Annotated in this window: 24 protein-coding genes; 9 read left to right on the forward strand and 15 right to left on the reverse strand. The window is 73.4% G+C overall.

The features are described 5' to 3' along the window. Positions 1-252: 252 nt before the first annotated feature. The 5 genes from ACGFXC_RS11715 to afsQ1 form a co-directional block, all read right to left on the reverse strand. A complete protein-coding gene (locus tag ACGFXC_RS11715) occupies positions 253-1,656 on the reverse strand; it encodes an NAD-dependent malic enzyme (protein ID WP_393711852.1) in 1,404 nt (467 codons plus the stop codon). A 469-nt stretch (positions 1,657-2,125) separates the two neighbouring features. Continuing rightward, positions 2,126-4,432 (reverse strand): HelD family protein, encoded by a 2,307-nt coding sequence (locus ACGFXC_RS11720; protein ID WP_393711854.1) that lies wholly within the window; start codon positions 4,430-4,432, stop codon positions 2,126-2,128. Between the two features lie 1,190 nt (positions 4,433-5,622). Next, positions 5,623-6,258 (reverse strand): hypothetical protein, encoded by a 636-nt coding sequence (locus ACGFXC_RS11725; RefSeq protein WP_393712215.1) that lies wholly within the window; start codon positions 6,256-6,258, stop codon positions 5,623-5,625. Next, the gene (locus tag ACGFXC_RS11730; RefSeq protein ID WP_393711856.1) at positions 6,251-7,738 is read right to left on the reverse strand and encodes an ATP-binding protein; all 1,488 of its coding nucleotides are present in this window, start codon (positions 7,736-7,738) and stop codon (positions 6,251-6,253) included. The genes ACGFXC_RS11725 and ACGFXC_RS11730 overlap by 8 nt, the downstream gene beginning before the upstream one ends. Then, entirely contained in the window at positions 7,735-8,412 is a 678-nt protein-coding gene (gene afsQ1, locus ACGFXC_RS11735) for a two-component system response regulator AfsQ1 (RefSeq protein WP_180291024.1), read from the reverse strand. The genes ACGFXC_RS11730 and afsQ1 overlap by 4 nt, the downstream gene beginning before the upstream one ends. A gap of 173 nt (positions 8,413-8,585) precedes the next feature. Here afsQ1 and ACGFXC_RS11740 point away from each other — a divergent pair, with 173 nt between their 5' ends. Beyond that, entirely contained in the window at positions 8,586-9,281 is a 696-nt protein-coding gene (locus ACGFXC_RS11740) for a SigE family RNA polymerase sigma factor (protein WP_393711858.1), read from the forward strand. Between the two features lie 145 nt (positions 9,282-9,426). On the opposite strand, the gene ACGFXC_RS11745 is transcribed toward ACGFXC_RS11740, so the two are convergent. Next, positions 9,427-10,062, reverse strand: coding sequence for a uridine kinase (locus tag ACGFXC_RS11745; protein WP_393711860.1), 636 nt, complete (start codon positions 10,060-10,062; stop codon positions 9,427-9,429). A gap of 166 nt (positions 10,063-10,228) precedes the next feature. Here ACGFXC_RS11745 and ACGFXC_RS11750 point away from each other — a divergent pair, with 166 nt between their 5' ends. Beyond that, positions 10,229-10,579 carry a hypothetical protein gene (locus ACGFXC_RS11750; protein ID WP_393711862.1) on the forward strand — a complete coding sequence of 117 codons (351 nt, stop codon included), beginning with the start codon at positions 10,229-10,231 and terminating at the stop codon, positions 10,577-10,579. A 67-nt stretch (positions 10,580-10,646) separates the two neighbouring features. Here ACGFXC_RS11750 and ACGFXC_RS11755 read toward each other — a convergent pair whose 3' ends face one another. Genes ACGFXC_RS11755 through deoC form a run of 3 tightly spaced genes read right to left on the reverse strand, consistent with a single transcriptional unit; the run spans position 10,647 to position 13,954 of the window. Continuing rightward, positions 10,647-11,546: an aldehyde dehydrogenase family protein gene (locus ACGFXC_RS11755; protein ID WP_393711864.1), complete on the reverse strand. Its 900-nt coding sequence runs from the start codon at positions 11,544-11,546 to the stop codon at positions 10,647-10,649. After that, positions 11,539-12,984, reverse strand: a complete 1,446-nt coding sequence (locus ACGFXC_RS11760) for an aldehyde dehydrogenase family protein (protein ID WP_393711866.1) — start codon at positions 12,982-12,984, stop codon at positions 11,539-11,541. The genes ACGFXC_RS11755 and ACGFXC_RS11760 overlap by 8 nt, the downstream gene beginning before the upstream one ends. A gap of 7 nt (positions 12,985-12,991) precedes the next feature. After that, positions 12,992-13,954 (reverse strand): deoxyribose-phosphate aldolase, encoded by a 963-nt coding sequence (gene deoC, locus ACGFXC_RS11765; RefSeq protein ID WP_393712216.1) that lies wholly within the window; start codon positions 13,952-13,954, stop codon positions 12,992-12,994. A gap of 138 nt (positions 13,955-14,092) precedes the next feature. Here deoC and ACGFXC_RS11770 point away from each other — a divergent pair, with 138 nt between their 5' ends. The 3 genes from ACGFXC_RS11770 to ACGFXC_RS11780 all read left to right on the forward strand — a co-directional run bounded on the left by ACGFXC_RS11770 (position 14,093) and on the right by ACGFXC_RS11780 (position 15,673). After that, positions 14,093-14,722: a PH domain-containing protein gene (locus ACGFXC_RS11770; RefSeq protein WP_393711868.1), complete on the forward strand. Its 630-nt coding sequence runs from the start codon at positions 14,093-14,095 to the stop codon at positions 14,720-14,722. Between the two features lie 82 nt (positions 14,723-14,804). After that, complete coding sequence (locus tag ACGFXC_RS11775) at positions 14,805-15,380, forward strand: VanZ family protein (RefSeq protein ID WP_393711870.1); 576 nt, start codon at positions 14,805-14,807, stop codon at positions 15,378-15,380. An 80-nt stretch (positions 15,381-15,460) separates the two neighbouring features. Further along, positions 15,461-15,673 carry a PspC domain-containing protein gene (locus ACGFXC_RS11780; RefSeq protein ID WP_393711871.1) on the forward strand — a complete coding sequence of 71 codons (213 nt, stop codon included), beginning with the start codon at positions 15,461-15,463 and terminating at the stop codon, positions 15,671-15,673. Positions 15,674-15,712: 39 nt separating this feature from the next. Here ACGFXC_RS11780 and ACGFXC_RS11785 read toward each other — a convergent pair whose 3' ends face one another. The 3 genes from ACGFXC_RS11785 to ACGFXC_RS11795 all read right to left on the reverse strand — a co-directional run bounded on the left by ACGFXC_RS11785 (position 15,713) and on the right by ACGFXC_RS11795 (position 18,178). After that, positions 15,713-16,492, reverse strand: a complete 780-nt coding sequence (locus ACGFXC_RS11785; protein ID WP_393711873.1) for a hypothetical protein — start codon at positions 16,490-16,492, stop codon at positions 15,713-15,715. Between the two features lie 128 nt (positions 16,493-16,620). Continuing rightward, positions 16,621-16,890 carry a hypothetical protein gene (locus tag ACGFXC_RS11790; protein ID WP_393711874.1) on the reverse strand — a complete coding sequence of 90 codons (270 nt, stop codon included), beginning with the start codon at positions 16,888-16,890 and terminating at the stop codon, positions 16,621-16,623. A 139-nt stretch (positions 16,891-17,029) separates the two neighbouring features. Continuing rightward, positions 17,030-18,178 (reverse strand): adenosine deaminase, encoded by a 1,149-nt coding sequence (locus tag ACGFXC_RS11795; protein ID WP_393711876.1) that lies wholly within the window; start codon positions 18,176-18,178, stop codon positions 17,030-17,032. 113 nt (positions 18,179-18,291) lie between these two features. Here ACGFXC_RS11795 and ACGFXC_RS11800 point away from each other — a divergent pair, with 113 nt between their 5' ends. Continuing rightward, positions 18,292-19,011, forward strand: a complete 720-nt coding sequence (locus ACGFXC_RS11800) for an alpha/beta hydrolase (protein WP_393711878.1) — start codon at positions 18,292-18,294, stop codon at positions 19,009-19,011. Between the two features lie 33 nt (positions 19,012-19,044). Here the strand turns inward: ACGFXC_RS11800 and ACGFXC_RS11805 are convergent, their stop codons facing one another. Both ACGFXC_RS11805 and ACGFXC_RS11810 read right to left on the reverse strand, forming a co-directional pair. After that, complete coding sequence (locus ACGFXC_RS11805; protein ID WP_393712218.1) at positions 19,045-20,532, reverse strand: CehA/McbA family metallohydrolase; 1,488 nt, start codon at positions 20,530-20,532, stop codon at positions 19,045-19,047. After that, positions 20,519-21,952 carry an ATP-grasp domain-containing protein gene (locus ACGFXC_RS11810; RefSeq protein ID WP_393711880.1) on the reverse strand — a complete coding sequence of 478 codons (1,434 nt, stop codon included), beginning with the start codon at positions 21,950-21,952 and terminating at the stop codon, positions 20,519-20,521. Before ACGFXC_RS11810 ends, ACGFXC_RS11805 begins: the two co-directional genes overlap by 14 nt. 139 nt (positions 21,953-22,091) lie before the next feature. Between ACGFXC_RS11810 and ACGFXC_RS11815 the strand changes: the two genes are divergently transcribed. Beyond that, entirely contained in the window at positions 22,092-23,171 is a 1,080-nt protein-coding gene (locus ACGFXC_RS11815; RefSeq protein WP_393711881.1) for a LuxR C-terminal-related transcriptional regulator, read from the forward strand. A gap of 15 nt (positions 23,172-23,186) precedes the next feature. On the opposite strand, the gene ACGFXC_RS11820 is transcribed toward ACGFXC_RS11815, so the two are convergent. Continuing rightward, positions 23,187-24,113 (reverse strand): LysR family transcriptional regulator, encoded by a 927-nt coding sequence (locus tag ACGFXC_RS11820; RefSeq protein WP_393711882.1) that lies wholly within the window; start codon positions 24,111-24,113, stop codon positions 23,187-23,189. Positions 24,114-24,232: 119 nt separating this feature from the next. On the opposite strand from ACGFXC_RS11820, the gene ACGFXC_RS11825 reads away from it, so the two are divergent. Next, a complete protein-coding gene (locus ACGFXC_RS11825) occupies positions 24,233-25,522 on the forward strand; it encodes an MFS transporter (RefSeq protein ID WP_393711884.1) in 1,290 nt (429 codons plus the stop codon). A gap of 155 nt (positions 25,523-25,677) precedes the next feature. Further along, complete coding sequence (locus tag ACGFXC_RS11830) at positions 25,678-26,394, forward strand: L,D-transpeptidase family protein (protein ID WP_393711886.1); 717 nt, start codon at positions 25,678-25,680, stop codon at positions 26,392-26,394. Positions 26,395-26,422: the final 28 nt, after the last annotated feature.

The raw sequence follows: 26,422 nt of genomic DNA on the forward strand, positions 1-26,422 counted from the left end.
GTGGGCCCGGGTGGGCCCGGCGGACCGCCGTGGATGCGGACCGCGGGCCACGCGGGCATCCCCGCAACCCTAGAGGCGCCCTGCCGGGCCCGCATCTCGCGACGCGCCGGAATCGGACCGCGGGGACCGTGGGGACCGTCACAGTGCGTTGCGGGCGGCGCGGGCGGGCCGCGGGCCGCTGCCGGGCCGCCGGACCGTCAGGGCGCCGGCTCCGCACCGGGCCCGGGCCGCCGGCCCGGGCCCCTGCGTCGGCTAGACGGCCGTGGCGGCCTTGCGGACGGCTCCGGCGACCGCACCGGCCACCTTGTCGTTGAAGACGGACGGGATGATGTAGTTGGCGTTCAGCTCGTCCTCGCCGACGACGTCGGCGAGGGCGGCCGCGGCGGCCAGCATCATGTCGGTGTTCACGGTCCGCGACTGGGCGTCGAGGAGGCCGCGGAAGACGCCCGGGAAGACCAGCACGTTGTTGATCTGGTTCGGGAAGTCCGAGCGGCCGGTGGCCACGACGGCGGCGGTCTGGCGGGCGACGGCCGGGTCCACCTCGGGGTCCGGGTTCGCGAGCGCGAACACGATGGCGCCCTCCGCCATGGCGCCGACGTCCTCGCCGGAGAGCACGTTCGGGGCGGAGACGCCGATGAAGACGTCGGCGCCGACCACGGCCTCCTTGAGGGTGCCGGTGTAACCCTCGGGGTTGGTGTTGTCGGCGATCCAGCGCAGCGGGGAGTCGGGGGCCGCGTCGACGAGGTCGGGGCGGTCCGCGTGCACGACGCCGTGGATGTCGGCGCTGACCGCGTTCTTGACGCCCGCCGCGAGGAGCAGCTTCAGGATGGCGGTACCGGCCGCGCCGGCGCCCGACATGACCACCTTGACGTCGCCAACCGCCTTGCCCACCACGCGAAGTGCGTTGGTCAGGGCGGCGAGGACGACGATGGCGGTGCCGTGCTGGTCGTCGTGGAAGACGGGGATGTCGAGGGCCTCGCGCAGCCGGGCCTCGATCTCGAAGCAGCGCGGCGCGGAGATGTCCTCCAGGTTGATGCCGGCGAAGCCCGGGGCGATGGCCTTGACGACGGCCACGATCTCGTCGGGGTCCTGGGTGTCCAGGCAGATCGGCCAGGCGTCGATGTCGGCGAAGCGCTTGAAGAGGGCCGCCTTGCCCTCCATGACCGGCATGGCGGCCATCGGGCCGATGTTGCCCAGGCCCAGCACGGCGGAGCCGTCCGTCACGACTGCGACGGTGTTGCGCTTGATGGTCAGGCGCCGCGCGTCCTCGGGGTTCTCGGCGATGGCCATGCACACGCGGGCCACGCCCGGGGTGTAGATCATCGAGAGGTCGTCACGGTTGCGGATGGGGTGCTTGGACGCCATCTCGATCTTGCCGCCGAGGTGCATCAGGAAGGTTCGGTCGGAGACCTTGCCGAGGCTGACGCCTTCGATCCCGCGCAGCTTCTCGACGATCTCGTCGGCGTGCGCGGTGGAGGTGGCGGCGATGGTGACGTCGATACGGAGCTTCTCGTGGCCCGATGCGGTCACGTCGAGGCCGGTGACCGACCCCCCGGAAGACTCCACGGCGGTGGTGAGCTGGGAGACCGCGGTTCCGCTCGCGGGCACTTCCAGACGGACCGTCATCGAATACGAGACGCTGGGCGCCGTTGCCATGGCCGTGTTCCTCTTCTGTCCCTGATTTCGCTGTACACAGGGCCCGCACACCACTGATGTGACGGGACCCGTTGTCCGATCGTCCCACCTACCAGCCGGTACAAGGTAACCAGCTACAAATTTCGGAAGAACACTTCCACCATACGAGATACCGGGGGCCGGCGGAATCGTGGGTTAATACAAAACAGGTCCGCGCCCCCCACGGGTGGGGGACGCGGACCTGTTCTTCTCACCAAGACTGACGACACCGACCCGCCATGCTCGCCTCGCGGCAAGTGGTCGCTCTAGGCGACGAAGGTTGGGCCCGGGGGCTTGGATCGAGCCGGTGTCGTAACCAGGCTAACAAAGGATCGCCGGATGTGATCCCCCCTCCCGCGAGTCCGTTCCCCGGCTCACGCGCCTGGCCGCGGGCCATCCGGCCCCCAGGCACCGGCGCACGCCCGGACGGGGCTCCGGCGGGGCCCGTCCGTCACCGCCGCAGCAGCTCGGGCACCCCGTCCGCGCCGGGCCGGTCGGCCGCCGCCGAGACCACCGTCAGCTGCTGCGTGGCGCGCGTCAGGGCCACGTACAGGACGCGCAGGCCCGCCGGGGACTCCTCGGCGATCTCCGCCGGGGAGACGACCACCGTGGCGTCGTACTCCAGCCCCTTGGCCTCCAGACTGCCCAGCGCCACCGCCCGCTCGCCCAGGTCCGCCAGCCAGGCCGCGGCCTCCGCCCGACGGTCCATCGCCACGACCACGCCCACGGTGCCGTCCACCTGCTCCAGCAGCCGCCGAGTCTCCTCCCGGACCGTGGTCGCCAGATCCTCCGCGGCGGCCGTGAAGCGCGGCTCCAGGCCCGTGGAGCGCACCGCGGTCGGCGGCTCCATGTCCGGCATCGCCAGCTTCAGCACCCGGGAGGCCACCTCGGCCACCTCGGCCGGGTTGCGGTAGTTCACGGTCAGCGTGAACCGCCTGCGCGGCCGGCGCCCCAGCGCCTCGTCACGGGCGGCCGCCGCCTCCTCGGGATCGGTCCAGGAGGACTGCGCCGGGTCGCCCACCACCGTCCACGTCCCCGAACGGCCGCGCCGGCCCACCATCCGCCACTGCATCGGCGTCAGGTCCTGCGCCTCGTCCACGATCACGTGGGCGTACTCGGTGCGCTCGGCCGCGAGCCGCTCGGCCCGCTCCCACTGGGTCTCCTCCCGGGTCGGCATCAGCTCCTCCAGCCCGCTGAGCTGGTCCAGCGGATCCATCTCCCGCTTGCGCTTGGGCCGCGCGGGCGCGCCGAGCAGCTGGTGGAGCTCGTCGAGCAGGGCCACGTCGTGCACCGACAGGGGGCCCTTGCCGTCCGGGCCGACCCGGCGCAGGGAACGGGCCAGCTGGCGGGTCTCGCGGGAACTCAGGTCCCGGCGCGACCAGCGGCCCAGGCGCCGCTCGTCCGCCATGGCGGCCAGCACCCCCCGCGGGGTCAGCTCCGGCCACCAGGCGTTCAGGAAGGAGATGAAGTCGTCCTCGGTGGAGATGTCCTCGTCGAAGGCGGACCGCAGCTCGGCCGCCAGCTCCGGGTCGCTGTGCCGGCCGGCGCCGCCGGACTTCGCGTAGAGGGCGTCCAGGAGCAGCTTGCGGGCGCGCGGACGCAGCAGGTTGACCGGCGCGGTCCCGCTGAGCACCGTCTGCCGGATCCGGTCCAGGTCGGAGGCCTCCAGCTCCTGGCGCCGCCCGAAGGCCACCACGCGCAGCCGCTCGGGGGCCGCGCCGAGCTCCAGCGCGCCCCGGACGGCCTTGCGGAGCACCTTGAGCATCCGGGAGGAGCCCTTGATCCGGGCCACGGCCGGGTCGTCGTACGTGGTCGCCTCGGCGCCGTCGACGAGCGAGCCGAGCGCCCGGATGGCGACCTGGCCCTCCTCGCCGAGGGAGGGGAGCACGCCTTCGGTGTACGCGACGAGCAGCGGCGTCGGGGAGACGATCAGGATGCCGCCGGAGTAGCGCCGCCGGTCCTGGTAAAGCAGGTACGCGGCCCGGTGCAGGGCGACGGCCGTCTTCCCGGTGCCGGGGCCGCCCGCGACCTCGGCGACGGAGGCGGCGGGAGCCCGGATGACCAGGTCCTGCTCGGCCTGGATGGAGGAGACGATGTCCCGCATCGAGTGCGTACGGGCCCGCCCCAGGGCGGCCATCAGGGCGCCGTCGCCGATGACGGGCAGCTCCCGGCCGTCGAGGGAGGCGGTCAGCTCGGGGCGCATCAGGTCGTCCTCGACGCCGAGCACCTTGCGGCCCTTGGAGCGGATCACCCGGCGGCGCACGACGCGGCCGGGGTCCTTGGGGGTGGAGCGGTAGAACGGCGCCGCCGCCGGGGCGCGCCAGTCGATGACGAGCGGCGCGTAGTCGGTGTCGAGTACGCCGATGCGCCCGATGTGCAGGGTTTCGGCGATGTCGGCGGTGAGGTCGGCGCGGATCGCGTCGTCGGCGGGCTCGACGGAGGTGTACGCGCCGTCGGGGCCGCGCTCACCGTCCTTGCCGAGGACGAGGTCGATGCGTCCGAAGAGGAAGTCCTCGAACTCGTTGTTCAGCCGGTTGAGGTGGATCCCGGCGCGGAACACCTGGGCGTCGCGCTCGGCGAGTGCGCCGGGCGTGCCGACCTGCCCCCGCTTGGCGGCGTCGTTCATCAGGAACTCGGCCTCGTGGATCTTCTCCTCTAGGCGTCGGTACACCTGATCGAGGTGCGTCTGCTCGGCCGCGATCTCGCGATCGCGGACGGAATCCGCCGTGCTGTCGACAGCGGCATTCTGCGCGGCCACCAAGGCCCCCTTCTGACGTGCATGGGCGACCGTCAACCGTACGCGAATCCAGCCCCGGTCCGCACGCCCGTTCCGCGCGGCGGCCGAATCGGGGTGGTACGTGCCGGTACGGGGCGGAGCCCCCCGGCCGGGGCGGCAACGCCGCCCGGGGGCGGGGAGAGGAGTCTCGGCCGGTCCGGATCAGGGAGGGTTTGGTGGTCTCCCGTCAGTCTCATCGTCCTTCCGCGTCGGGCCGGTCCCTCAAGGGCGCTCCTTCGTCGCGTCGCTTCGCGATGGCCTTCGGCCACCCTTGACCGACCGTCCCGCCACGGAAAAACGAAGACTGCCGGGAAACCCCCAAAAGAACGTTCACGGGGCAGAGGACCTGTCCTGTCCCCATCAGGGACCCTCGACCCCTCCCCGCCCGGCCCAACCGGGCATCCGGGCCCTGGACGTGGCAATCCCCGCCCGGGGGTGGCCAGACCACCCGAAACAGCGACACGACGAGCCTGCGGGCACGGCAGAAGCCCCCGCGCGTCAGATCGCCAGCAATCCTTCCCGGCTTGGCGTCTGCGGCCCGTCTGTGGCCGTACATAAGCCGCCCACGGCCATCAGTTGCCTGCGTGGTCACGCGTCTGCGGCTTGGTGGAATGCTTGGTGGAGTGAGAAAGCGACGCAGGTGTCTTTTCCTGCGGTCTGGGGCCGATTGCCGTCTGCCGGGGGTCAGTCGCCCGTCCAGGAGGACCATTTCGCCGCCCTGGGCGGCTTATGTCCGGCCACGGACGGACCGCAGACGCCAAGCCGGGCGAAGCGCGTAGCGATCTGACGCGCCTGAGGTACCGGGAGGCTGTTCTGGTCGCTGTTTGGGGTGGTCTGGCTGCCCCTGGCCCGGGATTCGATGGTCAGGGGTGGATGTCGGGTCCACCCAGACGGCTAGCGGGCGGGGTTGCGCATCGCTGATGGGGACAGGACAGGTCCACTGCCCCGTGAACGTTCTTTTGGGGGTTTCCCGGCAGTCTTCGTTTTTCCGTGGCGGGACGGTCGGTCAAGGGTGGCCGAAGGCCATCGCGAAGCGACGCGACGAAGGAGCGCCCTTGACGGGCCGGCCCGACGCGGAAGGACGATGAGACTGACGGGAGACCACCAAACCCTCCCTGATGCCGCCCCGCTGGACCCCGCCCTCCCCCGCCCCCGGGCGGCCTTGCCGCCGCTCAGCTCCCCGACCCCGCCGACGGCGATGTGCCCGGGCGGACCAGTTCGCCCAGGGTGGGGACCGACTCCGGGCGGGAGCGGACCGCGTCCGTGCACTCCCACGCCCGCGGCGGGTCCGCGTCCGGTCCGCCGAGCACCACCGGTCCCGACCCGGCCGACACGGCGTCGCTCGCCGACAGGGTGCACACCACCTGCGCCAGCGCCACCGGCGGCAGGTCCTCCGGCTTGCGGCTGAGCCGTACCGTGCCCGTCGGGTCGCCCGGGCGGGCCGGACCGGCCGTCAGTCCGTCCGGGACCCCGGTCGTGAAGCCCGCGTCGCGCTCCTCCCCCGAGGGGGCCTTCTCCAGCGCCTCCAGCAGGGCCTGCGCCACCAGCACCACGGGATCGCGTACGACCCGCTTCTCGGGCACCGGCACGACCCGGTCCACACCGACCAGCTGTGATCCGCACACCAGTTCAAGGGTGGCCCGGAAGCCCTGTACGCCGCTCTCCCCGGCCGGCCGCGCCGGGGTGTCGCAGGAGACCCGGGAGGGCGCCGCGCCCACGTCCACGGGGACGGTCGTCGCCCGGATCCCGCACCCGGCGAGCACCAGCAGCCCCGCCACCGCGCCCAGACCCACCAGCGCCCTACGCATCCGCGTCACCGGCGATCACCTTCCCCACGTCCATCGGCAGCCGCAGGGTGAACACGGCTCCGCCGGACGCCCCGTTCTCGGCCGTGATGTCACCGCCGTGGATGTGCGCGTTCTCCATCGCGATCGACAGCCCCAGCCCGCTGCCGTCCGACTTCGGCCGGGACGCGCTCGCCTTGTAGAAGCGGTCGAAGACGTGCGGCAGCACCTCCTCGGGGATGCCCGGCCCGTTGTCCCTGACCGCGATCACCAGCCGGTCCCCCTCCACGGCCACCGACACCCGCACCGGGGAACCGCCGTGCTTGAGGGCGTTGCCGATCAGGTTGGCCAGGATCACGTCGAGGCGCCGCGGGTCGAGCCGGGCCACGATCCCGCGCCCGGCGTCGAGTTCGACCGCGTCGAGCCAGGCCCGGGCGTCGATGCACGCCGTGACCTGGTCGGCGACGTTCACGTCGTCCAGCACCAGGCGCGCCGTCCCCGCGTCGAAGCGGGTGACCTCCATCAGGTTCTCCACGAGGTCGTTGAGCCGGCGCGTCTCGCTGACGACCAGCCCGACCGCCGGTGCGATCATCGGATCGAGGTCGTCGACCTCCTCCTCCAGCACCTCGGCCACCGCCGTCAACGCCGTCAGCGGCGTGCGCAGTTCGTGCGACATGTCCGCCACGAACCGCCGGCTCGCCTCCTCGCGCGCGCTCATGTCGGCGACCTTCTTCTCCAGCGCCTCCGCCGTCATGTTGAAGGTGTGCGCCAGGTCCGCGAGTTCGTCGGTGCCCGACACCTCCAGCCGGTGGTCCAGCTCCCCCTCGCCGAGCCGGCGCGCCGCGTCCCCGAGGCGCTGCACGGGCTTGAGCACGGTCCGCGCCGCCGCCTGCGCGAGCAGCGCCGAGCCGAGCAGCGCGAGGCCCGTCGCGATGGTCAGTGACCAGCCCAGGGCGTTGAGGTCGGCCCGTTCGGTGGCGAGCGACTTGTACATGTAGCCGGTCGGCCCGCCGCCGACGATCCGGGTCCCCCCGACCAGGTACGGATTGCCGTTCGGCTTCGTGCGCTGCCAGTACATGTGGTACTCGGCGTCGTTGGCGACCGTCGTCTTCTGCCGGTCGTTGACCGCGTGCTGGAGCGAGGACGGTACGTCGTCCAGCCCGAAGGAGTCCGCCCCCGCCGCGCCGAACACCTTGCGGCCGTCCTTGCGTTCGTGGACCAGGAGCACGCTGTACCCCGGGCTGCTGCCCGCCATCAGTTCGGCGGTGCGCTGCATCTCCTCGGCCGTCGGGTCGGCGGGCAGGGCCGCGGCCCTGTTCTGCATCTCCTGGCGGAAGTCCCCGAGGGCGGCGTCCTGGGTACGGGTGAGGACCGCTTCGCGGTTGAGCCAGTACGCGATCCCGGACGCGGAGACCGCGGCGGTCAGCGCGACCAGCGCGAACACCACCAGCAGCCGCAGCCGCAGGCTGGTCCAGCGCCGGCCCGCGAACAGGGCTCTGATCACTGCGGGGAGTCCAGCCGGTAGCCGACGCCGCGCACGGTACGGATCAGCGTCGGGGAGGACGGGACCTCCTCGACCTTCGCGCGCAGCCGCTGCACACAGGCGTCGACGAGGCGCGAGTCACCCAGGTAGTCGTGCTCCCAGACCAGGCGCAGCAACTGCTGGCGGGACAGGGCCTGACCGGGGCGGCGGCTGAGTTCGAGCAGCAGCCGCAGTTCGGTGGGGGTGAGCTGGAGGTCTTCGCCGTTCTTCGTGACCGTCATCGCGGCGCGGTCGATGACGAGGGACCCGAACACGGCGGAGTCGCTCGCCTCGCGCTCGCCGCGGCGCAGCACGGCCCGGATCCGGGCGTCGAGCACCCGGCCCTGGACGGGTTTGACGACGTAGTCGTCGGCTCCCGACTCCAGGCCCACGACGACATCGATGTCGTCGCTGCGGGCAGTGAGCAGGATGATCGGCAGCTGGTCGGTGCGCCGGATGCGCCGGCACACCTCGAAGCCGTCGATCCCGGGCAGCATCACGTCCAGCACGATCAGGTCCGGCCGCTGCTCGCGCAGCAGTTTCAGGCCGTCCTCGCCCGTCGCCGCGGTGGCCACACGGTGGCCCTGGCGTGACAGGGAAAGTTCGAGGGCCGTGCGGATGGCGTCGTCGTCCTCGATCAGCAACAGGAAAGGCACGGGCTCATTCTGTCCCATCGGCCGTCGGGACTTCGACCGTCACGCCCCGCGGATCCGCTCGCGGACGGCTGTGACAGGCCTGTGACAGTCGCAGGACAGCCCGGTTATGTCGGGGGGGCAGGCTTCTGTCATCAAGCACGGACCGAAGCAGACTCCACGACGGGGGGCGCGAGATGAACACGCTGCACAGCACCACGACCAGCGCGGTTGTCACGCGGCTGCACGATGTGAACCGTCGGGCGGGTGTCCGTAACGTGACGGTCGCCCGTCCGCGGCCGGCACACGTCACAGCCATTGACGCGAACCAGTACCAGGCGGTTCCCGCGGCGCGGACCCCGTCTTCCGGCTCGGAGGCGGAGTTCACGGCGTACGTCCAGGAGCGGCGGGCCGCGCTGTTCGCGACGGCCTTCCACCTCACCGGTGACCGTCACGAGGCGGAGGACCTGCTCCAGAGCGCGCTGTTCTCCACGTACCGCGCCTGGGACCGGATCAGCGACAAGGCCGCGGTCGGGGGCTACCTGCGGCGCACGATGACCAATCTGCACATCAGCGCGTGGCGCCGGCGGAAGCTGAACGAGTACCCGACCGAGGAGCTGCCGGAGACGGCCTCGGACACGGACTCGATGCGCGGTACGGAGCTGCGCGCGGTGCTGTGGCAGGCGCTGTCCCGGATCCCGGAGCCGCAGCGCACGATGCTGGTGCTGCGCTACTACGAGGGCCGTACGGACCCGGAGATCGCGGAGATCCTGGGCATCAGCGTCGGCACCGTGAAGTCGAGCATCTGGCGCTCGCTGCGCCGGCTGCGCGAGGACGAGGTGCTGAGCTTCGGGCGGGACGAGGCGGAGTCCTTCGGGGAGCTCGTCGCGTAAGGCGGCCAACAAGACCACGGGCCGGGGGGTCCGTCCTGCGGGGGTGGGACGGCGGCCGACGGGGGAAAGGCGGGATCAGGCGGACGGGGGTCCGCGTGGTCCCGCCTTTTCGGCGTTCCGGGGCGCGCGTGCGGGGCCGGTGCGCTCAGGCCGGGGTGCGGGCGGCGCGGTGGCGGCCCGCCGCGGCGGCGGCCAGCCGGCCCAGGGCCTCGTCGCGGCCGCAGGCGTGGGCGCCGAGGGCGGTGTGGCGGGCGACGATGCCCCGCTCGGCCCGCATCAGGCGCCAGCCCCTGCGCAGCAGGAACGCGACGGACTTGCGGCCCTCACGCAGGTCGCGGACGAAGCGGCGGCGGAAGGTGGTCGAGGGGCGGCCGCGCAGGCAGATCGCGTCGGCGAGGAGGCCGCGTTCCTGGCAGCGCGCGACGATGTCGGCGGCGAAGATCCCCTCGGCTATGAACAGCGGGGTCCGCCCGATGTCCAGGGCTTCGGTGCCGGTCCGCGAGGAGGTGGCCAGCGAGTACTCGGGGACCTCGGTCCGGCCGGTCGCGCAGAGTTCGGCGATGGCGGCGACGGCGGTGTCCGCGTCCCAGGACTGCGGGGAGTCCCAGTCGATGTCGGAGCTTGACTCGACCAGGGGGAGGGTCGGGTCCGTCCCCTCCTTGTAGAAGTCGTCCAGGCGCAGCACGGGCAGGCCCGAGCGGGCCGCGAGCCGGGACTTTCCGGATCCCGAGGGACCGGTCAGCAGGACGACGCGCGTGGGAAGGGGAGATGAACAGCTCACGGGTCACCAGTGTGGCGCATGACCGGCGGTATCGACATACCGCCGACGGCGCCTGCGACAACCCTCACACCGGTCCGGCGGGCGGTCGCGGTTCGCCGGTTGGAATCGGGGAAGGCCTCTCGACTACCCTGTGTGCGCACGCGACTACGACCACAGGCGGGAACCCATGGCACGTCACGCAGCCCCCCACTCCTCGGCGCAGCGGCTCCGCACCGCGGGCCTGACCCTTTCGATGGCCGGTGCGGCCCTGGCCATGGCGGCCGGCGGGGCGCAGGCCGGTGAGCTCGACATCCCGGCGGCGCTGTCGGGGGTGGCGGATCCGATCGCGAACCTGAAGGTGAACCCGCTGGCGAACACGGGCGTGGATCCGCTCGACAACGGGGTGGCGACCAAGGTCGCGGACTTCCCGTCCGTCGGTACGGGCATGGTGACCGGGAGCCTGACCAGGGGGTCTTCGGTGGGCGAGCTGCCGGGCGCGGCCGTTTCCTCGCTGCTGGGGCCCGTACTGCCGAAGTAGGCGGGGAGCGGGTACGGGAAGGCCCCGACAGCGCGGGGGACGCTGCCGGGGCCGGTCTCGTGGGCTCCTAGTAGGAGGAGCCGCCCGCGCCGAGCGAACCCGTCGGGTGCCAGACCGTCTTGGTCTCCAGGAACGCCGTCATGCGGTGCGTGCCCGGGTCGGCGCTCCAGTCGTCCACAGGCTGTGGACGCAGGACGCGCTTGAGGTTGTCGGCCGCGGCGATCTCCAGCTCCTTGGCCAGGGGGGCGTCCGCGCCGGCCAGGTCGATCGCGTTGACGTCCTGGTGGGACGCCAGGTGCGGGCCGATCTCGGCGGCCTTGCCGGACAGGATGTTGACGACGCCGCCCGGCAGGTCGGAGGTGGCCAGCACTTCGCCCAGGGAGAGGGCGGGCAGCGGGGACTTCTCCGAGGCGATCACGACGGCGGTGTTGCCCGTCGCGATGACCGGGGCGATCACGGAGACCAGGCCCAGGAAGGACGAGTCCTGGGGGGCGACGACGGTGACGACGCCGGTGGGCTCCGGGGTGGAGAGGTTGAAGAACGGGCCCGCGACGGGGTTGGCCCCGCCCACGAGCTGGGCGATCTTGTCGGTCCAGCCCGCGTACCAGACCCAGCGGTCGATGGCGGCGTCGACGACGGCCCCGGCCTTGGACTTGGACAGGCCCTCGGCCTCGCCGACCTCGCGGACGAACTGCTCGCGGCGGCCCTCCAGCATCTCGGCGACGCGGTAGAGGATCTGACCGCGGTTGTAGGCGGTCGCGCCGGACCAGCCGCCGAAGGCCTTGCGGGCGGCGACGACCGCGTCACGGCCGTCCTTGCGGGAGGACAGCGGGGCGTTGGCCAGCCACTTGCCCTTGGAGTCGCTCACCTCGTACACCCGGCCGCTCTCGGAGCGGGGGAACTTGCCCCCGACGTACAGCTTGTAGGTCTTGAAGACGCTCAGACGCGTCGCAGAAGACTCAGACATCGAGGTAGCCCTCCAGGCCGTGGCGGCCGCCCTCGCGGCCGAAGCCCGACTCCTTGTAGCCGCCGAAGGGCGAGGTCGGGTCGAACTTGTTGAACGTGTTGGCCCAGACGACGCCCGCGCGGAGCTTGTCGGCCACCGCCAGGATGCGGCTGCCCTTCTCCGTCCAGATGCCGGCGGACAGGCCGTACTGGCTGTTGTTCGCCTTGGCCACGGCCTCGTCGGGCGTACGGAACGTCAGCACGGACAGCACCGGGCCGAAGATCTCGTCGCGGGCGACGGTGTGCGCCTGGGTGACGTTCGTGAAGAGCGTCGGGGCGAACCAGTAGCCGGAGGACGGCAGCTCGCACGCCGGGGACCAGCGCTCGGCGCCCTCCGCCTCGCCGGTCTCGGCGAGCGCGGTGATCCGGGCCAGCTGCTCGGCGGAGTTGATCGCACCGATGTCGGTGTTCTTGTCGAGCGGGTCGCCCAGGCGCAGGGTGGACAGGCGGCGCTTGAGGGAGTCCAGCACCTCGTCGTGGACCGACTCCTGGACCAGCAGGCGCGAGCCCGCGCAGCAGACCTGGCCCTGGTTGAAGAAGATGCCGTTGACGATGCCCTCGACGGCCTGGTCGATCGGGGCGTCGTCGAAGACGATGTTGGCGCCCTTGCCGCCCAGCTCCAGGGTGACCTTCTTGTCGGTGCCGGCGACGTGGCGGGCGATCTTCTTGCCCACGGCCGTCGAGCCGGTGAAGGCGACCTTGTTGACGTCCGGGTGCTCGACGAGGGCCGCGCCCGCGTCCCCGTAGCCGGTGAGGATGTTGACGACGCCCTTGGGCAGACCGGCCTGGCGGCAGATGTCCGCGAAGAACAGCGCCGACAGGGGCGTGGTCTCGGCGGGCTTGAGGACGACGGTGTTGCCGGTGGCGAGGGCCGGGGCGATCTTCCACGCGAGCATCAGGAGCGGGAAGTTCCACGGGATGACCTGGCCGGCCACGCCGAGCGGGCGGGGGTTGGCGCCGTAGCCCGCGTGGTCGAGCTTGTCGGCCCAGCCCGCGTAGTAGAAGAAGTGCGCGGCGACGAGCGGGAGGTCCGCGTCGCGGGTCTCCTTGATCGGCTTGCCGTTGTCCAGGGTCTCCAGGACGGCCAGCTCGCGGCTGCGCTCCTGGATGATCCGGGCGATGCGGAAGAGGTACTTGGCGCGCTCGGAGCCGGGCAGCGCGGACCAGGTCGCGAAGGCCTTGCGGGCGGCCTTGACGGCGCGGTCCACGTCGGCGGCGCCGGCCTGGGCGACCTCGGCGAGGACCTCCTCGGAGGAGGGGGAGACCGTCTTGAAGACCTTGCCGTCGGCGGCGTCGGTGAACTCGCCGTCGATGAAGAGCCCGTAGGAGGGGGCGATGTCGACGACGGACCGCGACTCGGGGGCCGGTGCGTACGCGAAGAGGGAAGTCTTGTTGTCCATGATGGTCTCAGTCCACCGTCACGTAGTCGGGACCGGAGTAACGCCCGGTGCTCAGCTTCTGGCGCTGCATCAGCAGGTCGTTGAGCAGGCTGGAGGCGCCGAACCGGAACCAGTGGTTGGTCAGCCAGTCCGCGCCCGCGGTTTCGTTGACCAGGACGAGGAACTTCAGCGCGTCCTTGGTCGTGCGGATGCCGCCGGCCGGCTTGACGCCGATCTGGATGCCGGTCTGCTCCTTGAAGTCGCGGACGGCTTCGAGCATCAGTAGCGTGTTCGCCGGGGTGGCGTTGACGCCGACCTTGCCGGTGGACGTCTTGATGAAGTCGGCGCCCGCGATCATGCCGATCCAGGAGGCGCGGCGGATGTTGTCGTAGGTCGACAGTTCGCCGGTCTCGAAGATGACCTTGAGGCGGGCGGCGCTGCCGTCGGGGCGGACGCAGGCCTCCTTGACGGCCTTGATCAGCTCGTACGTCTCCAGGTAGCGGCCGGCGAGGAAGGCGCCACGGTCGATGACCATGTCGATCTCGTCGGCGCCGGCGGCGACGGCGTCCGCCGTGTCGGCGAGCTTGACGGGCAGGGCGGCACGGCCGGCCGGGAAGGCGGTGGCGACGGAGGCGACCTTGACGTCGGCTCCGTTCAGCGCGGCCTTGGCGGTGGCCACCATGTCGGGGTACACGCACACGGCGGCGGTCATGGGGGTGCCGCGGTCGGTGGGGTCGGGGTGGACGGCCTTGGCGGAGAGCGCCCGGACCTTGCCCGGGGTGTCCGCACCCTCGAGCGTCGTCAGGTCGATCATCGAGATGGCCAGGTCGATGGCGAACGCCTTGGCCGTCGTCTTGATCGAGCGGGTGCCGAGGGAGGCCGCGCGGGCCTCCAGGCCGACTGCGTCTACGCCGGGCAGCCCGTGCAGGAAGCGGCGCAGCGCGCTGTCGGACGTCGTCACGTCAGCGAATGCGGTGAGGGTGGTGGGCATGGTCACCACCTGAGCATATCTACGCGCGTAGCGACCTGTCACCCCCCCTCGCGCACATAAGAGCGTGACCTCCGCCATCGGTGCGCCCGCGGGGCCGCGGCCGGGAGGGTCCGGGCGGCGTACGGCACAATCGGCGGCATGACTACGCCCTCCCCCCACGAGCCGGTCTACGCCGACCGCGTCTACCGCTCCCCCATGGCCGTCGTCACGGGGGTACTGCTGCTCGCCCTGATCGGCTGGCTGTGCGGGGACGCCGTCGTCCGCGGCGGGGGCACGGCGCGCTGGGCCGGGCTGGCCGTCGCGCTGTTCGCGGTGCCGCTGACCGTCGCCTTCACGCTGCGGCCGGCCGTCTTCGCCAACGACGACCGGATGCGGGTGCGCAATCCGTTCCGGGTGATCACGCTGCCCTGGGCCGCGGTGGACGTGGTGCGCGCCGGGTACTCGGCGGAGGTGCTGGCCGAGGGGTCCACGTACCAGCTCTGGTCGGTGCCGGTGTCGCTGCGCGACCGGAAGAAGGCGGGCCGCAGGCTCAGCCGGCGGGACGCGCTGAGCGGGAAGGGGCTGGGCGCGGAGGCCGGTCCCGCGGACGCCGACGGGCCGCAGCGGGCCGCCGCCGACCGGGCCGTGGACGAGCTGCGCGAGCTCGCCGAGCGCGGGGCCGCCCGGCCCGGCGCCCAGGGCTCCGTCACCGTGAAGTGGGCGTACGAGATCATCGTGCCCGCCGTCCTGGGCGCGGCTGCCCTGGTCGTCCTGCTCGCCACGGGCTGACCCGCGGCCGGCGATCAGCGACGTGGGTCACTCGGACGGGCTGAGCGGAACCGGCGCCGCCGGGGGGCGCGTCCTCGCAGGTGTGCACCGTCATGAGGGCAGCGGCAGCGCCGCCACCGCCACACAGCTCCCGCTCCGGCTCCGCCTCCTGAGCGGGGCCCTGCTGGCCGCTCATCTGGTCCTCGTCGGCTGGCTCACCCTGCGCCCGCTGGACGTCCCCTGGGCGGCGGCCGCGAACCTGGACCTGCTGGAGGGGATCCGCGCGGACCTCTCGTACGGGCCGCTGGAGGCCGCCCACCGGATCGGCGACGGGCTGGCGCTGCTCGCCCCGCTGGGGGCGCTGCTGCCGCTGGCCGGGGGCCGGCTGGTGCTGACGCCGCTGGCCGCCTGGGTCTCGCTGGCCCGGACGGCGGCCGCCGCCGTGCTGATCTCCCTGAGCATCGAAATGCTGCAGACGGCGGTGCCGGGCCAGGTCGTGGACGTGGACTCGCTGCTGCTGAACACGCTCGGGGTGGTCCTCGTCCACCTCGCCGTCCTGCCGGCCCTGCGCGCCCGGGTGCGGCGCTCGCGGGAGCCTCAGGGGTCCACCCCGAGAATTACCAGGGTCGGCCTCGGCCCCTGGACCGAGGTCCTTTCGGCGGTGCCGCGCGAATATTGAGGCATCGCGCGGAACGCATTCGCGGAACGCCCTCGCGGAAGACATCCGGGAACGCGCGAACACCTACGAAGGAGAACACCATGAGCGCGCTGACCCGACCCCGCGACGGACGGATGATCGGCGGCGTCTGCGCCGGGCTCGCGCGGCGGTTCGGAATCAAGGCGAGGACGATGCGCGTCATCTTCGTGCTCTCGTGCCTGCTGCCCGGTCCGCAGTTCCTCGTCTACCTGGCGCTGTGGCTGCTGCTGCCCAACGAGAAGGCCGCGGCCGGCTCGGCGCAGACCGCCTGGTGACACCGTCGCGGCCCGGTGCGAGCGGGCCGCGAGCGGCGCTCAGCCCGCGCTCTTGACCTTCTCCAGCTGCTTGTCCGCGACCTCCTGGGGGACCAGCGCCTTCTTGTCGGCGGCCGCCACGTTGAGGGCCATCAGCCGCACCACCCGGTCCCCCTCGCGGACGACGACCAGGTGGACCTGCGCCGAAACGCCCGCGGCGGCGGCGGTCGTGGTCCAGCTGACGCTCTCGTCGCCCCCGGTCTTGTACGGGACCGCCTTCACGTCCCGGTAGCTGCCGGTCTGCTTCTCGACGGTGGCGGTGAACCCGGCGCCGCAGGCGGCGACCGCGTCGCGCAGCCGGGACAGGACCCGCTTGGCGTCGCCTTCGGAGTAGGAGCTGACGGAGGCGGAGACGGCGAGGCCGATCTGCTTCTGCGAGCCGATGCCCCGGTTGACGGTCTCCACCGCGGCCGGGTCGGGCTTGTCGCCCATGATGTCGGCGAGCGGCTGGCAGGCCTTCTTGTCCGCCTGCGGCTGGCCGTCGGGCGCGTTCGGGTTCTTGCCCTGCGCGGAGACCTGGTAGCCGGGCAGTTCGCCCGGCGCGAGGGCGGCCGCCTCCAGGGTGGCGTCCTTGGCCCTGGGCGCGGCGGAGACGGCCGGACTGCCCGGGGCGCCCGGGGCGGGGGCGGCGGCGGACCCCTTGGGGTCCGGGGACTTCCCGGCCGCCGGCGCACCCCCGGAACCGCTCGTCGAGCTGCTGCATCCGACCGCTCCGAGGAGCAGGGCGGGAAGCAGCGCGAGCGTCGTCGCGGGGACCGTGAACCGTGCCTTGATGCGCATGACCGAACCTCATACCCAGTGCGTCGGCGGGCAGTTGGTGGTGATCGTGGCACACCGCGCGACGCGGCGCACACCGCTCGAAGGGGCGTGCGCCACGCGTGCGGACGTACGAATCCGCGGGGCGTGCGTCAGCCGCCGAGGCCGTTCAGCGCGCCGGTGGCGGGGGCCAGGCCGCCGAGCAGGCTGGTGACCGGGGCGGTGGGGTCGGAGGACTGCTGGCCGTCGTGGCCCTGCTCGGTCTGGTTCGTGAGCGAGCTGGTGGCCCCGGTGACGGAGCCGAGGGCGTCCGTCAGGTTGGCGGCCGGGAGACCGGCGGCGGAAGCGGTACCGGCCGCGCCCGCGGCGAGGGCGGCTCCGACGACGGCGAGACCGAGGGACTTGGCAGCTGACAGCTTCATGAAGGATTGTCCTTGCGAAGGGGAATTGGGCGGCTCCGCAACCTAGCCACTTCAAACACCGGCCCGCAAACATCCTTCAATAGGAGAAAGCGCCCGGGAGCCGATGCACCCGGGCGCTTTCCGTGCGCTGTTCCGTGCCTCAGACGGAGACAGAACCGCTGGTCGAAGCGGTCTGCTGGAACAGCCATTCCGACTTCAGCTCCGCATAACCGGGCTTGATCACTTCATTGATCATCGCCAGTCGTTCATCGAAAGGAATGAACGCGGACTTCATCGCATTGACGGTGAACCACTGCATGTCGTCGAGCGAGTAGCCGAAGGTGTCGACCAGGTGCTCGAACTCGCGGCTCATGCTGGTGCCGCTCATCAGCCGGTTGTCGGTGTTGACCGTCAGGCGGAAGTGCAGCTTGCGCAGCAGGCCGATGGGGTGCTCGGCGTACGAGGCGGCCGCGGCGGTCTGCAGGTTCGAGGTCGGGCACATCTCCAGCGGGATGCGCTTGTCCCGGACGTACGAGGCCAGGCGGCCCAGCTTCACCGAACCGTCGGCGGCGACCTCGATGTCATCGATGATCTTCACGCCGTGGCCGAGCCGGTCGGCGCCGCACCACTGCAGGGCCTGCCAGATCGACGGCAGGCCGAAGGCCTCGCCCGCGTGGATGGTGAAGTGGTTGTTCTCGCGCTTGAGGTACTCGAAGGCGTCGAGGTGGCGGGTGGGGGGGAACCCGGCCTCGGCGCCCGCGATGTCGAAGCCGACCACGCCGTTGTCGCGGTAGCGGTTGGCCAGCTCGGCGATCTCCAGCGCGCGGGCCGCGTGGCGCATCGCGGTCAGCAGCGCGCCGACGCGGATGCGGTGGCCATTGGCCTTGGCGCGGCGCTCGCCCTCGCGGAAGCCGTCGTTCACCGCCTCGACGACCTCTTCGAGGGTCAGGCCGGCTTCCAGGTGCTGCTCGGGGGCGTAGCGGATCTCGGCGTACACGACGCCGTCCTCGGCCAGGTCCTCGGCGCACTCGGCGGCGACCCGGAAGAGGGCCGCCTTCGTCTGCATGACCGCGCAGGTGTGCGCGAACGTCTCCAGGTAGCGCGGGAGGGAGCCGGAGTCGGCGGCTTCGCGGAACCAGATGCCCAGCTTGTCGGCATCGGTCTCGGGAAGGCTCTCGTAGCCGGCCTCGCGGGCCAGCTCGATGATGGTCCCGGGGCGCAGACCACCGTCGAGGTGGTCGTGCAGGAGCACCTTCGGGGAGCGGCGGATCTGATCCGGAGTGGGCAGGTTGGGGGTCTCGCTCGTCATCTGGGCACTCTAGCTCCTACGCGCGTAGAGCGCCGGTCGGCGGCCGGGGTCGATATGTAACAGAGACCGTACGGACGGGTGGCGTACACCTGTCGGTCTGAGACTGTTCCGCCATGGCACAGCATGCGCCGCCGGCGCGCGGGGCCCGCCTTGGGCGGGCGGCCGGCGCGAACGGCTCGGTCTCGACGGTCAGTGGCGTGGTCCTCCTGCTTCCCGGAGCGTCCAGATTCTCCCCCGGTCCGGTGCGTCCGCTCGCGCGGGCGCTGGCCCGGGCGGGCCGGGAGGACGGGCTGGTGGTGCACGCCGTCGGCTACGGGGCGGGCCCCCGGGAGGAGGCCGCGCGGTGGGCGGCGGACGAGGCGGTGCGGCTCTACGGCGACGTGCCGGTGTGCCTGGCCGGGCACGGCGCGGGCGGCGGGGCGGCGCTGCGGGCGGCGGGCCACGGAGCCGTCAACTCCGTGCTGGCGATGGCGCCTTGTTTAACGGACGCCGGGCACGACGCCTCCCCTGAACCGGTGAAACAGCTCGCCGGGCGGCAGGTGCTGATCGTGCACGGCACCAACGACGCGCGCAGTGACCCGGAGGCGTCCTTCCTGCTGGCGGCGCGGGCCAAGAAGGCGAACCGTTCCACCTGCCGGTTCGAGGTGCACTCCGACGGTCACGGACTGCGCGAGCACCAGGCGGAAGTCGTCGCGCTCGCGGTGGACTTCGTCCTCGGCGCGATGGTCTCCGGCCGGTACTCGCGGCCCGTGACGGACGCGCTGGCGGCGCCGCCGCCGCTGGGGCTGCGGATGCCGCTGGCCTCGGGGTTCGGCCGGTCCCTGCGGGGGTGAGGCCCTCGCCCCCGCCGGGCCGGGCCGGGCCGGTCAGGGGGCTTCGAGGAAGACCGGGTTGGTCAGGGCCGCCGGGGCACCGGGTAGCGGCGGGGCCGCCGGCGGGTGGCGGACCTCGGCGCGGACGTAGGCGGAGCGCGCGGGGGTGGTGTGCCACTCCAGCGGGGCGGGGGCGCCCGCGGCGGCGGCCGGGACGCTGAGGACGACTCCCTGGTCGGTCACCAGGCGCAGTTCACAGCCCTCGACGCCGGGTCCCGTCGCCGACAGGCGCACCAGCACGTCCGCGTCGGGGGCTTCGGCGCGCAGGCGTTCGCCGATGCCCGCGCGGGCGCCGCGCGAGGTCACCGCGTCGAAGGCGACGGTGACGCGGTCGGACTCGGCCGCGTAGCACCGGCCGGCGCGCAGGCCCGCCAGGACCGCGCCGCGGGTCAGGTCGTCGGCCAGGACCACCGTCTGCGGGGAGCCGATCCGGTCGGGGTCGCGGTGGTAGTCGCTGCCCGCCACGGCCGGGATCCGGCGCTCGCCCCGGGCGCCGCGCAGGGTGGCGTCCCAGGAGGCCAGCGCGACGTCGTCGTCCGGGGTCCAGGGTCCGTTCCAGACCTCCACCGCGTCGGCCTCGCCGAAGCCGAACTTCCAGGCGCAGCCGACGCAGGTGGCGTGCGGATGGGCGGGGACGACCAGGCCGCCGGCGCTGCGGACGGCGCGGGCGAAGCGGCCGAAGCGGTCGTCGCGGGCGCGGTAGCGCCAGTCGACGAACGTGCCGGGGTCGGTGCCGACGGCGAGGACGTGGCCGGTGCGGGTGGTGATCTCCTCGCCGGTCAGGACGAGGAGCTCCGGGGGGACGACGCCGGCCCATGCGGTGTGCGCGGAGTGGGTGTTGTGCTCGGAGGAGTTGATGAAGTCCAGGCCGGCGGCGCGGGCGAGGACGGCTATCTCGGCCGGGGTGCGGCGGCCGTCGGAGTGCACGGAATGGACGTGGCAGTCGCCCCGGTACCAGGCGCGGCCGCGGCCGCGGGCCCGCTGGGGCGGGTAGGTGCGGGGGGCCTCGGGTGCGGGCGGGCCGAAGGAGAAGGCGGCGGTGATCTCGTAGGCGAGGCCCTGCGGGGCCACGGCGTAGGGGCCGAGCAGCAGGTGCCAGCGGCCCGGGGTGAGCGGGCCGGGGAGGTAGCCGGGGGTGGCCCCGTCGGTGCGCAGGAAGAACTCGGCGCGGGCGCCGCCGGACCAGCCGCGAAAGCCGCGGCCGCCGAGGGCGGTGCCGTGCGGGTCGAAGATGCCGATGTCGAGGGCGTTGCCGGGGGTGCCGGGCGGTACGGGGGGCTTGTCGTACGTGTAGGAGACGCGTAACTCGCTGACGCCCGGGGGGACGTCCAGCGGTACCTCGACGTAGTCCGGCGCGCCGGGCGGGAGGGTGCCGCGCAGGGTCGTGGTCCGGGGGGCGGGGGTCTCGGGGGGCGGGCCGGCGGGCAGGTGCGGGGCCGTCGCGGCGGCGGCACCGCTCGCCAGCAGATCACGTCTGGTCATCGCCATGCCCCGAGCGTGGCCGGGGGATGTGAATCCCGCGTGGATTCGGTGTGTGGGAGGGCGGATCCGGGGCGGGAACGCACAGCAGCGCGGTCGCGCGGTCCAGGCTGCGGGCGAGGGCGTGCCGGGTCGGGCCGGTGGCCAGGACGTACGCGTGGTGCAGGGACCCGCAGGGGGCGTGGTGGACGGTGGCGTCCGCGGGGACGGTCAGCCGCGCGCGGACCACGCCGGGCACGGCGCGGGCGGCGGCGAGGGCGCCGGCGAGGCCGTCGAGGCGGCAGCCGGGCGGGAAGTCGACGTAGCGCAGGGCCGCGTGGGCGGCGACGGGCGGCCTGCGGACCGGCTCGGGCAGTCCGAGGCCGGCGGCGACGGCCGTACCGAGCACGTCGGTGCCGTGGGCCAGGCGCAGCAGTTCGGTGCACTCCTCGGCTCCGGGCCGGGCGTACGCCTCGACCAGGCGGGGGCCGTGGGGGGTGAGGGCGACCTCGGCGTGCGAGGGGCCGTCGCGGTGCCCGGCCAGGTCGAGCACTCCCCGTACGAGGGCCCGTACGGCCTCGGCGGTCCCGGCGTCGAGGGCGACGGGCACCTGGTGCCCGGGGCCCCGCCGGCGCGCCGCCCCCGGCCCGGAACGCGGACGCCCCGCCGCGGCGGGGCCGGTCCGGAACCCGGCTGCGGCCGCGGCCCCGGCCCCGACGCGCACCCCGGCCGCCGGGGCCGGGCCGGTTCCGGGGGCCCGGGCCGGGGCCTGGGGCGGGGCGGGGTGGTGGCGGGTCCAGCCGAGGACGCGGTGGTGGCCCTGGCGGGAGAGGGCGGTGACCGTGAGGGCGGGGCCCTCCAGGTACTCCTCCACCAGCAGGTCCGTGACCTCGGGGTAGTCGTGGACGGCGGCCTCCGCCCCGGCCGCGTCCCGGAGCAGTCGCACCCCCTCGCCGCCGGAGCCCGCCCGGGGCCGGACGACGCAGGGGTAGCCGATGAGGGCCGCGAGGAAGGGGATCAGGGCGGCCCGGCCGCAGCGGACGAAGGAGACCGGCCGGGCGGCGTGCAGGGTGTTGGAGCGGGCCCGCAGCGCGGCTCGGTCCATGAGGGCGGCCACGGCGGCGGCCGGGGTGCCGGGCAGGCCCAGGGCCTCGTTGGCGCGGGCGGCCGCGAGGTCCGCGCCGGGCCCGAAGCCGAAGACGCGGGCCCGGCCCTGGCGGACCTCCGCCAGGCCGCCGAGGGCCCCGACCAGGCTGCGGTGGTCGCGCCAGTCCGTCCGTACCCGCCGCACCGCCCCCTCACGGTCGGATGGCACCGATGGACCCGGCGCGACCACCACGGCGCGCGCACCCGCACGGCGGGCGGCGGCGACCTCGGCGGGGCCCGGGCCGAGCAGGAAGGCCACGGGGCGCTGCCGTGGGCTGGTCGTGGTCCCGATCGGCATCCCCGCGCTCCCCCCGTCACGCCGTGCGCCCACTCTGCCGGTTCGGCATATGCCGGAAGCCGCCGTTCGGGCGTCGACTTGCCGCCTTGCGGGAACACGAGGGGTTTACGAATGGGCACGCACAGGGACGAATAGGCATATGCCAGCCGAGGGAGTCGAGGGCGAGCGCACGCACGACGGTGACCTGAGTCCCGCCGCGCGGCGTCTGTACGCGTACGCGGTGGAGCGGCAGGCCTTCGCCGCGGCCGAGGCCACCGCGGCGCTCGGCGCCCGCGCGGCCGCCGCCGTCACCGAGCTGGCCGCCGCCCACCTGCTCCAGCGGGCCCCCGGACCCGGCCCGGAACGCTGGAGCGCGGTGGCGCCCCGCGCGGCGGCGGCCCGGGCACTGGCCCCGCTCGCGCTGCTCGTACGGGAGACCCACGACGAGATGGACCGGCTGCGCGGGCGGCTGGAGGCGCTGGTGCCCGCGTACGAGGCGGGGACGGCGCACCGGGACCCGAGCGGGTCCGGGCGGCTGGAGCTGGTCACGGACCTGGGGGCGGTGCGCGGGCTGATCGCGGAGCTGGTGGCGGGGTGCGAGCGGGAGCTGCTGACCTCGCAGCCGGGCGGCGGGCGGCCGCAGGAGACGCTGGAGGAGGCGGTCGGGCGGGACGAGTCGCTGCTGGCGCGCGGGGTCCGGATGCGGACGATCTACCAGCACACGGCGCGCTACTCGCGGCCCACGGCGGCGTACGTCGAGCGGGTGACGGCGCTCGGGGCGCAGGTGCGGACCCTGGGCGACGGGCTGATGCGGATGCTGATCTTCGACCAGCGGACGGGGCTGATGGCGGTGCCGGACCGGACGGGTGCGGCGCTGGTGGTGCGGGAGCCGAGCGTCGTGCACTTCATGACGGCGGCGTTCGAGCGGTCGTGGCTGGGGGCGCAGCCGTTCCCGACGACGGTGAGTCCGGAGGCGGCCCGGTCGATCTCGGACGAGCTGCGGCAGACGATCGTGCGGCTGCTGTCGGAGGGGCTGGAGGACAAGGTGATCGCGCGGCGGCTGGGGATGTCCGAGCGGACCTGCCAGCGGCACATCGCGGAGGTCATGCGGGCGGTCGGCGCCAAGTCCCGCTTCCAGGCGGGATACCTGCTCGCCACCGCCACCGCCGGCACGACCACAACCACCACGGGCACCGCCGCCTCCGCCGCGCTCGCGCCGGAGTCCCGGCTGGAGGCCTAGACGGCCCGGACCGGCCTAGGCCGGCTCCGCCGGCGTCTCCAGGTCGGGGATCAGGCGGCCCCTGCGGGACAGCAGGAAGCGCTTGAACTCGGCCACCGGCGGGGTGTCGGGGTGCCCGTCGAGCCAGGCCACGCCGATCTGGCGGACCGCGCGCGGGGCGGTGACCGTCAGCTCCACCACCCCCGGCCGTGGCACGGCGGGCGGCGGCAGGAGGGCCACTCCCAGGCCCGCCGCGACCAGGCCGCGCAGGGTCTCGGCCTCCTCGCCCTCGAAGGCGACCTTCGGCGTGAACCCGGCCTCGGCGCACAGGTCGTCGGTGATGCGCCGCAGGCCGTACCCCGCCTCCAGGGTGACGAAGGTTTCCTCGGCGGCCTCGGCGAGCCGGATCCGCTTGCGCACGGCGAGGCGGTGGTCGTCGGGGACGACCAGGCGCAGCCGCTGCTCGTCGAGGCGGCGGGTGACCAGGCCGGGGGCGTCGGGCAGCGGAGAGGTCAGGCACAGGTCGAGCTCGCCGGCCCGGAGCTTCTCCAGCATGGCCTCGCCGTAGTTCTGGACGAGGGAGAACCGGACGCGCGGATGGTCGGCCCGGAAGGCGCGGATCAGCCCGGGGACGGTCTCGGGCCCCAGGGTGTGCAGGAAGCCGAAGGCGACCTTGCCGAAGGAGGGGTCGGCGTCCTGCTGGACGGATTCGGCCGCGCGGGCGATGCCGTCCAGCGCGGGTCCGGCGGAGGCCAGGAAGGTGCGGCCGGCCGTGGTGAGGGAGACGGTGCGGCCCTTGCGGGCGAACAGCGTGACGCCCAGGTCCTGTTCGAGGCGGACCATCGCCCGGGACAGCGTGGACTGCGGCACGCCCAGTTCGTGGGCGGCGCGGGTGACGTGCTCGTGCCGGGCGACGGCGGCGAAGTAGGCGAGGCGCGGGGCCAGCAGGCGTGTCACGGCCATGTCTTCTTCGTAACGGTTCGTTGACATGTACGCCCCTGAGCTGTGCTGATGCGTGAGTGGATCGATTATGGCGAATTCGTGCATTGGACGCATGAAAAACAGGGACCTACCTTCGACGTATGCCTCCCGCTCATACCGGGGCACCCGTCATCCCGGGTGCCTCCACCCCGTCGTCCCCCGGGCCCGAAGCCCACTCCCCCGGCCGCCCCGGCTACCGCCGGATGAGCCTCGCGCTCTTCGCCGCCGGACTGGCGACCTTCGCGCTCCTCTACTCCACCCAGGCCCTGCTGCCCGCGGTCTCCGCCGGTTTCGGCGTGACGGCCGGTCAGGCCAGCTGGACGGTGTCCGCGGCCACCGGCGCGCTCGCCCTGTTCGTCCTGCCGCTGAGCGCCCTGTCCGAGCGGTTCGGCCGGACCCGGATGATGACCTGGTCGATGGTGACCGCCGTCGGCGTCGGCCTGCTCGTGCCGTTCGCGCCGAGCCTGGAGTGGCTGGTGGTGCTGCGCGCGGTGCAGGGCGCGGCGATCGCCGGCATCCCCGCCTCCGCGATGGCGTACCTGGCGGAGGAGGTCAAGCCCAGGGCCCTGGTCGGGGCGATCGGTCTGTTCGTGGCGGGCAATTCCATCGGCGGCATGAGCGGCCGCATCGTGACCGGCTGGGCGGCGCAGCTGTGGGGCTGGCGGGCCGGGCTGCTCACGGTCGGGCTGATGGCCCTGGCCTGTGCGGTGGCCTTCCTGGTGCTGCTGCCCCGGGCGCGGTTCTTCCGTCCGGCGTCGCTGAACCCGCGCGCGGTGGGACGTACGGTCGCCGGGCACCTGCGCGATCCGCTGCTGCTGCGGCTGTACGGGATCGGCGCACTGTTCATGACCGTCTTCGGGGCCGTGTACACGGTCATCGGCTACCGGCTGATCGACGAACCCTTCTCGCTGGGGCAGGGCGTGATCGGGTCGGTCTTCCTGGTCTACCTGGTGGGTACGGTCTCCTCGGCCGCCGCCGGCCGGCTGGTGGCCCGTACGGGCCGGCGCGGGGCGCTGTACCTGGCGGTGACCACGACGGCGCTGGGCCTGCTGCTGTCGCTGGCGGACTCCCTGGCGGCGATCCTCGCGGGGCTGGTGCTGATCACGGCGGGCTTCTTCGCGGGGCACGCGGTGGCGTCGGCGGCGGTGAGCCGGACGGCGAAGTCGGGCCGGGCGCAGGCCTCCGCGCTCTACCAGTCCGCGTACTACCTCGGCTCCAGCGCGGGCGGCACCCTGGGCGCGCTGGCGTACCACGCCGCGGGGTGGGCGGCCACGGTCGGCATCGCGCTGCTGGCGGTGGTGGGCGTCGCCTCGATCACCCTCTACGGGTCCCACGCGGCCCGGGTGGAACGCGCGAGCCGGCTCCCGCACCGGGCCGCGGCCGCCCGCTGATCCGGCCGGCCGCCCCGGGCGCGGCCGGACCGCCGCCCCTCTTCCTGCGGGACCCCCTGACGGATGCGGCCGCAGACCCTACGCTCGCGGAGCGGCCCGCCGCGTCCGCGGGGCACCGGGCCCCGGGACGCCGGGGCGGGTCAGGGGAGGACCGGATGGCGGGGATACGCGTGCGCGCGCTGCGGCGTGCTGCGGCGGTGACCGGCGGGGCGGTGGCGCTGGCCGCGGCGACGCTGGTCACCGGGGGCGGAGCGGCGCAGGCCGCGGGCACCGCCGCCTGCAACGTGACGACGGGGCCGTACCAGCGCCAGGTCGAGCAGTTCCTGGGGCGGCCCGTGGACGGGGTGCAGTCGGCCGCCGACTGCGGCGCCATCCAGGCCTTCCAGGCCACCCACGGCATCACGCCCACCGCGGGGTACGCCGGTCCGCTGACCTGGCAGACCATGAGCACGATGCTCGCGCAGCGGGCGGCGGGCAAGAACCCGAACGCGAGCGGCGCCTGTCCCACCAACCTGGGGCGGATCGCCTGCGTCGACCTGACCCGGCAGCTCAGCTGGATCCAGGACGGCGCGGTCCTGAAGTACGGACCGGTTCCGGTGCGCACCGGCAAGGCCGAGACGCCGACGCGGACCGGCGCGAAGAAGATCTACTACCGCAGCATCGACCACTGGTCGACGATCTACGACGTCGCGATGCCGTACGCGCAGTTCTTCGACGGCGGCATAGCCTTCCACTCGGTCACCAAGAGCATGTGGAACCCGCCGGGTTCGGGCGGCTGCGTGAACATGACGCCGGCCGACGCGAAGGCCTACTGGGGCCTGCTGGGCAACGGCGAGGACGTGTTCGTGTACGGGCGCAAGCCCGGAACCTGACGGTCCCCGCGCCTGCGGCTGCCGTTGT

The organism is Streptomyces sp. NPDC048507 (assembly GCF_043199995.1).
GTDB lineage: Bacteria > Actinomycetota > Actinomycetes > Streptomycetales > Streptomycetaceae > Streptomyces.

What these genes read in the sequence shown, in the direction of transcription:
- ACGFXC_RS11715 (WP_393711852.1), bottom strand. Translation starts at nt 1,656, where the DNA reads ATGGCAACGGCGCCCAGCGTCTCGTATTCGATGACGGTCCGTCTGGAA.
- ACGFXC_RS11725 (WP_393712215.1), bottom strand. Translation starts at nt 6,258, where the DNA reads ATGCGTAGGGCGCTGGTGGGTCTGGGCGCGGTGGCGGGGCTGCTGGTG.
- ACGFXC_RS11740 (WP_393711858.1), top strand. Translation starts at nt 8,586, where the DNA reads ATGAACACGCTGCACAGCACCACGACCAGCGCGGTTGTCACGCGGCTG.
- ACGFXC_RS11750 (WP_393711862.1), top strand. Translation starts at nt 10,229, where the DNA reads ATGGCACGTCACGCAGCCCCCCACTCCTCGGCGCAGCGGCTCCGCACC.
- ACGFXC_RS11755 (WP_393711864.1), bottom strand. Translation starts at nt 11,546, where the DNA reads ATGTCTGAGTCTTCTGCGACGCGTCTGAGCGTCTTCAAGACCTACAAG.
- ACGFXC_RS11760 (WP_393711866.1), bottom strand. Translation starts at nt 12,984, where the DNA reads ATGGACAACAAGACTTCCCTCTTCGCGTACGCACCGGCCCCCGAGTCG.
- deoC (WP_393712216.1), bottom strand. Translation starts at nt 13,954, where the DNA reads ATGCCCACCACCCTCACCGCATTCGCTGACGTGACGACGTCCGACAGC.
- ACGFXC_RS11770 (WP_393711868.1), top strand. Translation starts at nt 14,093, where the DNA reads ATGACTACGCCCTCCCCCCACGAGCCGGTCTACGCCGACCGCGTCTAC.
- ACGFXC_RS11780 (WP_393711871.1), top strand. Translation starts at nt 15,461, where the DNA reads ATGAGCGCGCTGACCCGACCCCGCGACGGACGGATGATCGGCGGCGTC.
- ACGFXC_RS11785 (WP_393711873.1), bottom strand. Translation starts at nt 16,492, where the DNA reads ATGCGCATCAAGGCACGGTTCACGGTCCCCGCGACGACGCTCGCGCTG.
- ACGFXC_RS11790 (WP_393711874.1), bottom strand. Translation starts at nt 16,890, where the DNA reads ATGAAGCTGTCAGCTGCCAAGTCCCTCGGTCTCGCCGTCGTCGGAGCC.
- ACGFXC_RS11795 (WP_393711876.1), bottom strand. Translation starts at nt 18,178, where the DNA reads ATGACGAGCGAGACCCCCAACCTGCCCACTCCGGATCAGATCCGCCGC.
- ACGFXC_RS11800 (WP_393711878.1), top strand. Translation starts at nt 18,292, where the DNA reads ATGGCACAGCATGCGCCGCCGGCGCGCGGGGCCCGCCTTGGGCGGGCG.
- ACGFXC_RS11805 (WP_393712218.1), bottom strand. Translation starts at nt 20,532, where the DNA reads ATGACCAGACGTGATCTGCTGGCGAGCGGTGCCGCCGCCGCGACGGCC.
- ACGFXC_RS11810 (WP_393711880.1), bottom strand. Translation starts at nt 21,952, where the DNA reads ATGCCGATCGGGACCACGACCAGCCCACGGCAGCGCCCCGTGGCCTTC.
- ACGFXC_RS11815 (WP_393711881.1), top strand. Translation starts at nt 22,092, where the DNA reads ATGCCAGCCGAGGGAGTCGAGGGCGAGCGCACGCACGACGGTGACCTG.
- ACGFXC_RS11820 (WP_393711882.1), bottom strand. Translation starts at nt 24,113, where the DNA reads ATGGCCGTGACACGCCTGCTGGCCCCGCGCCTCGCCTACTTCGCCGCC.
- ACGFXC_RS11825 (WP_393711884.1), top strand. Translation starts at nt 24,233, where the DNA reads ATGCCTCCCGCTCATACCGGGGCACCCGTCATCCCGGGTGCCTCCACC.
- ACGFXC_RS11830 (WP_393711886.1), top strand. Translation starts at nt 25,678, where the DNA reads ATGGCGGGGATACGCGTGCGCGCGCTGCGGCGTGCTGCGGCGGTGACC.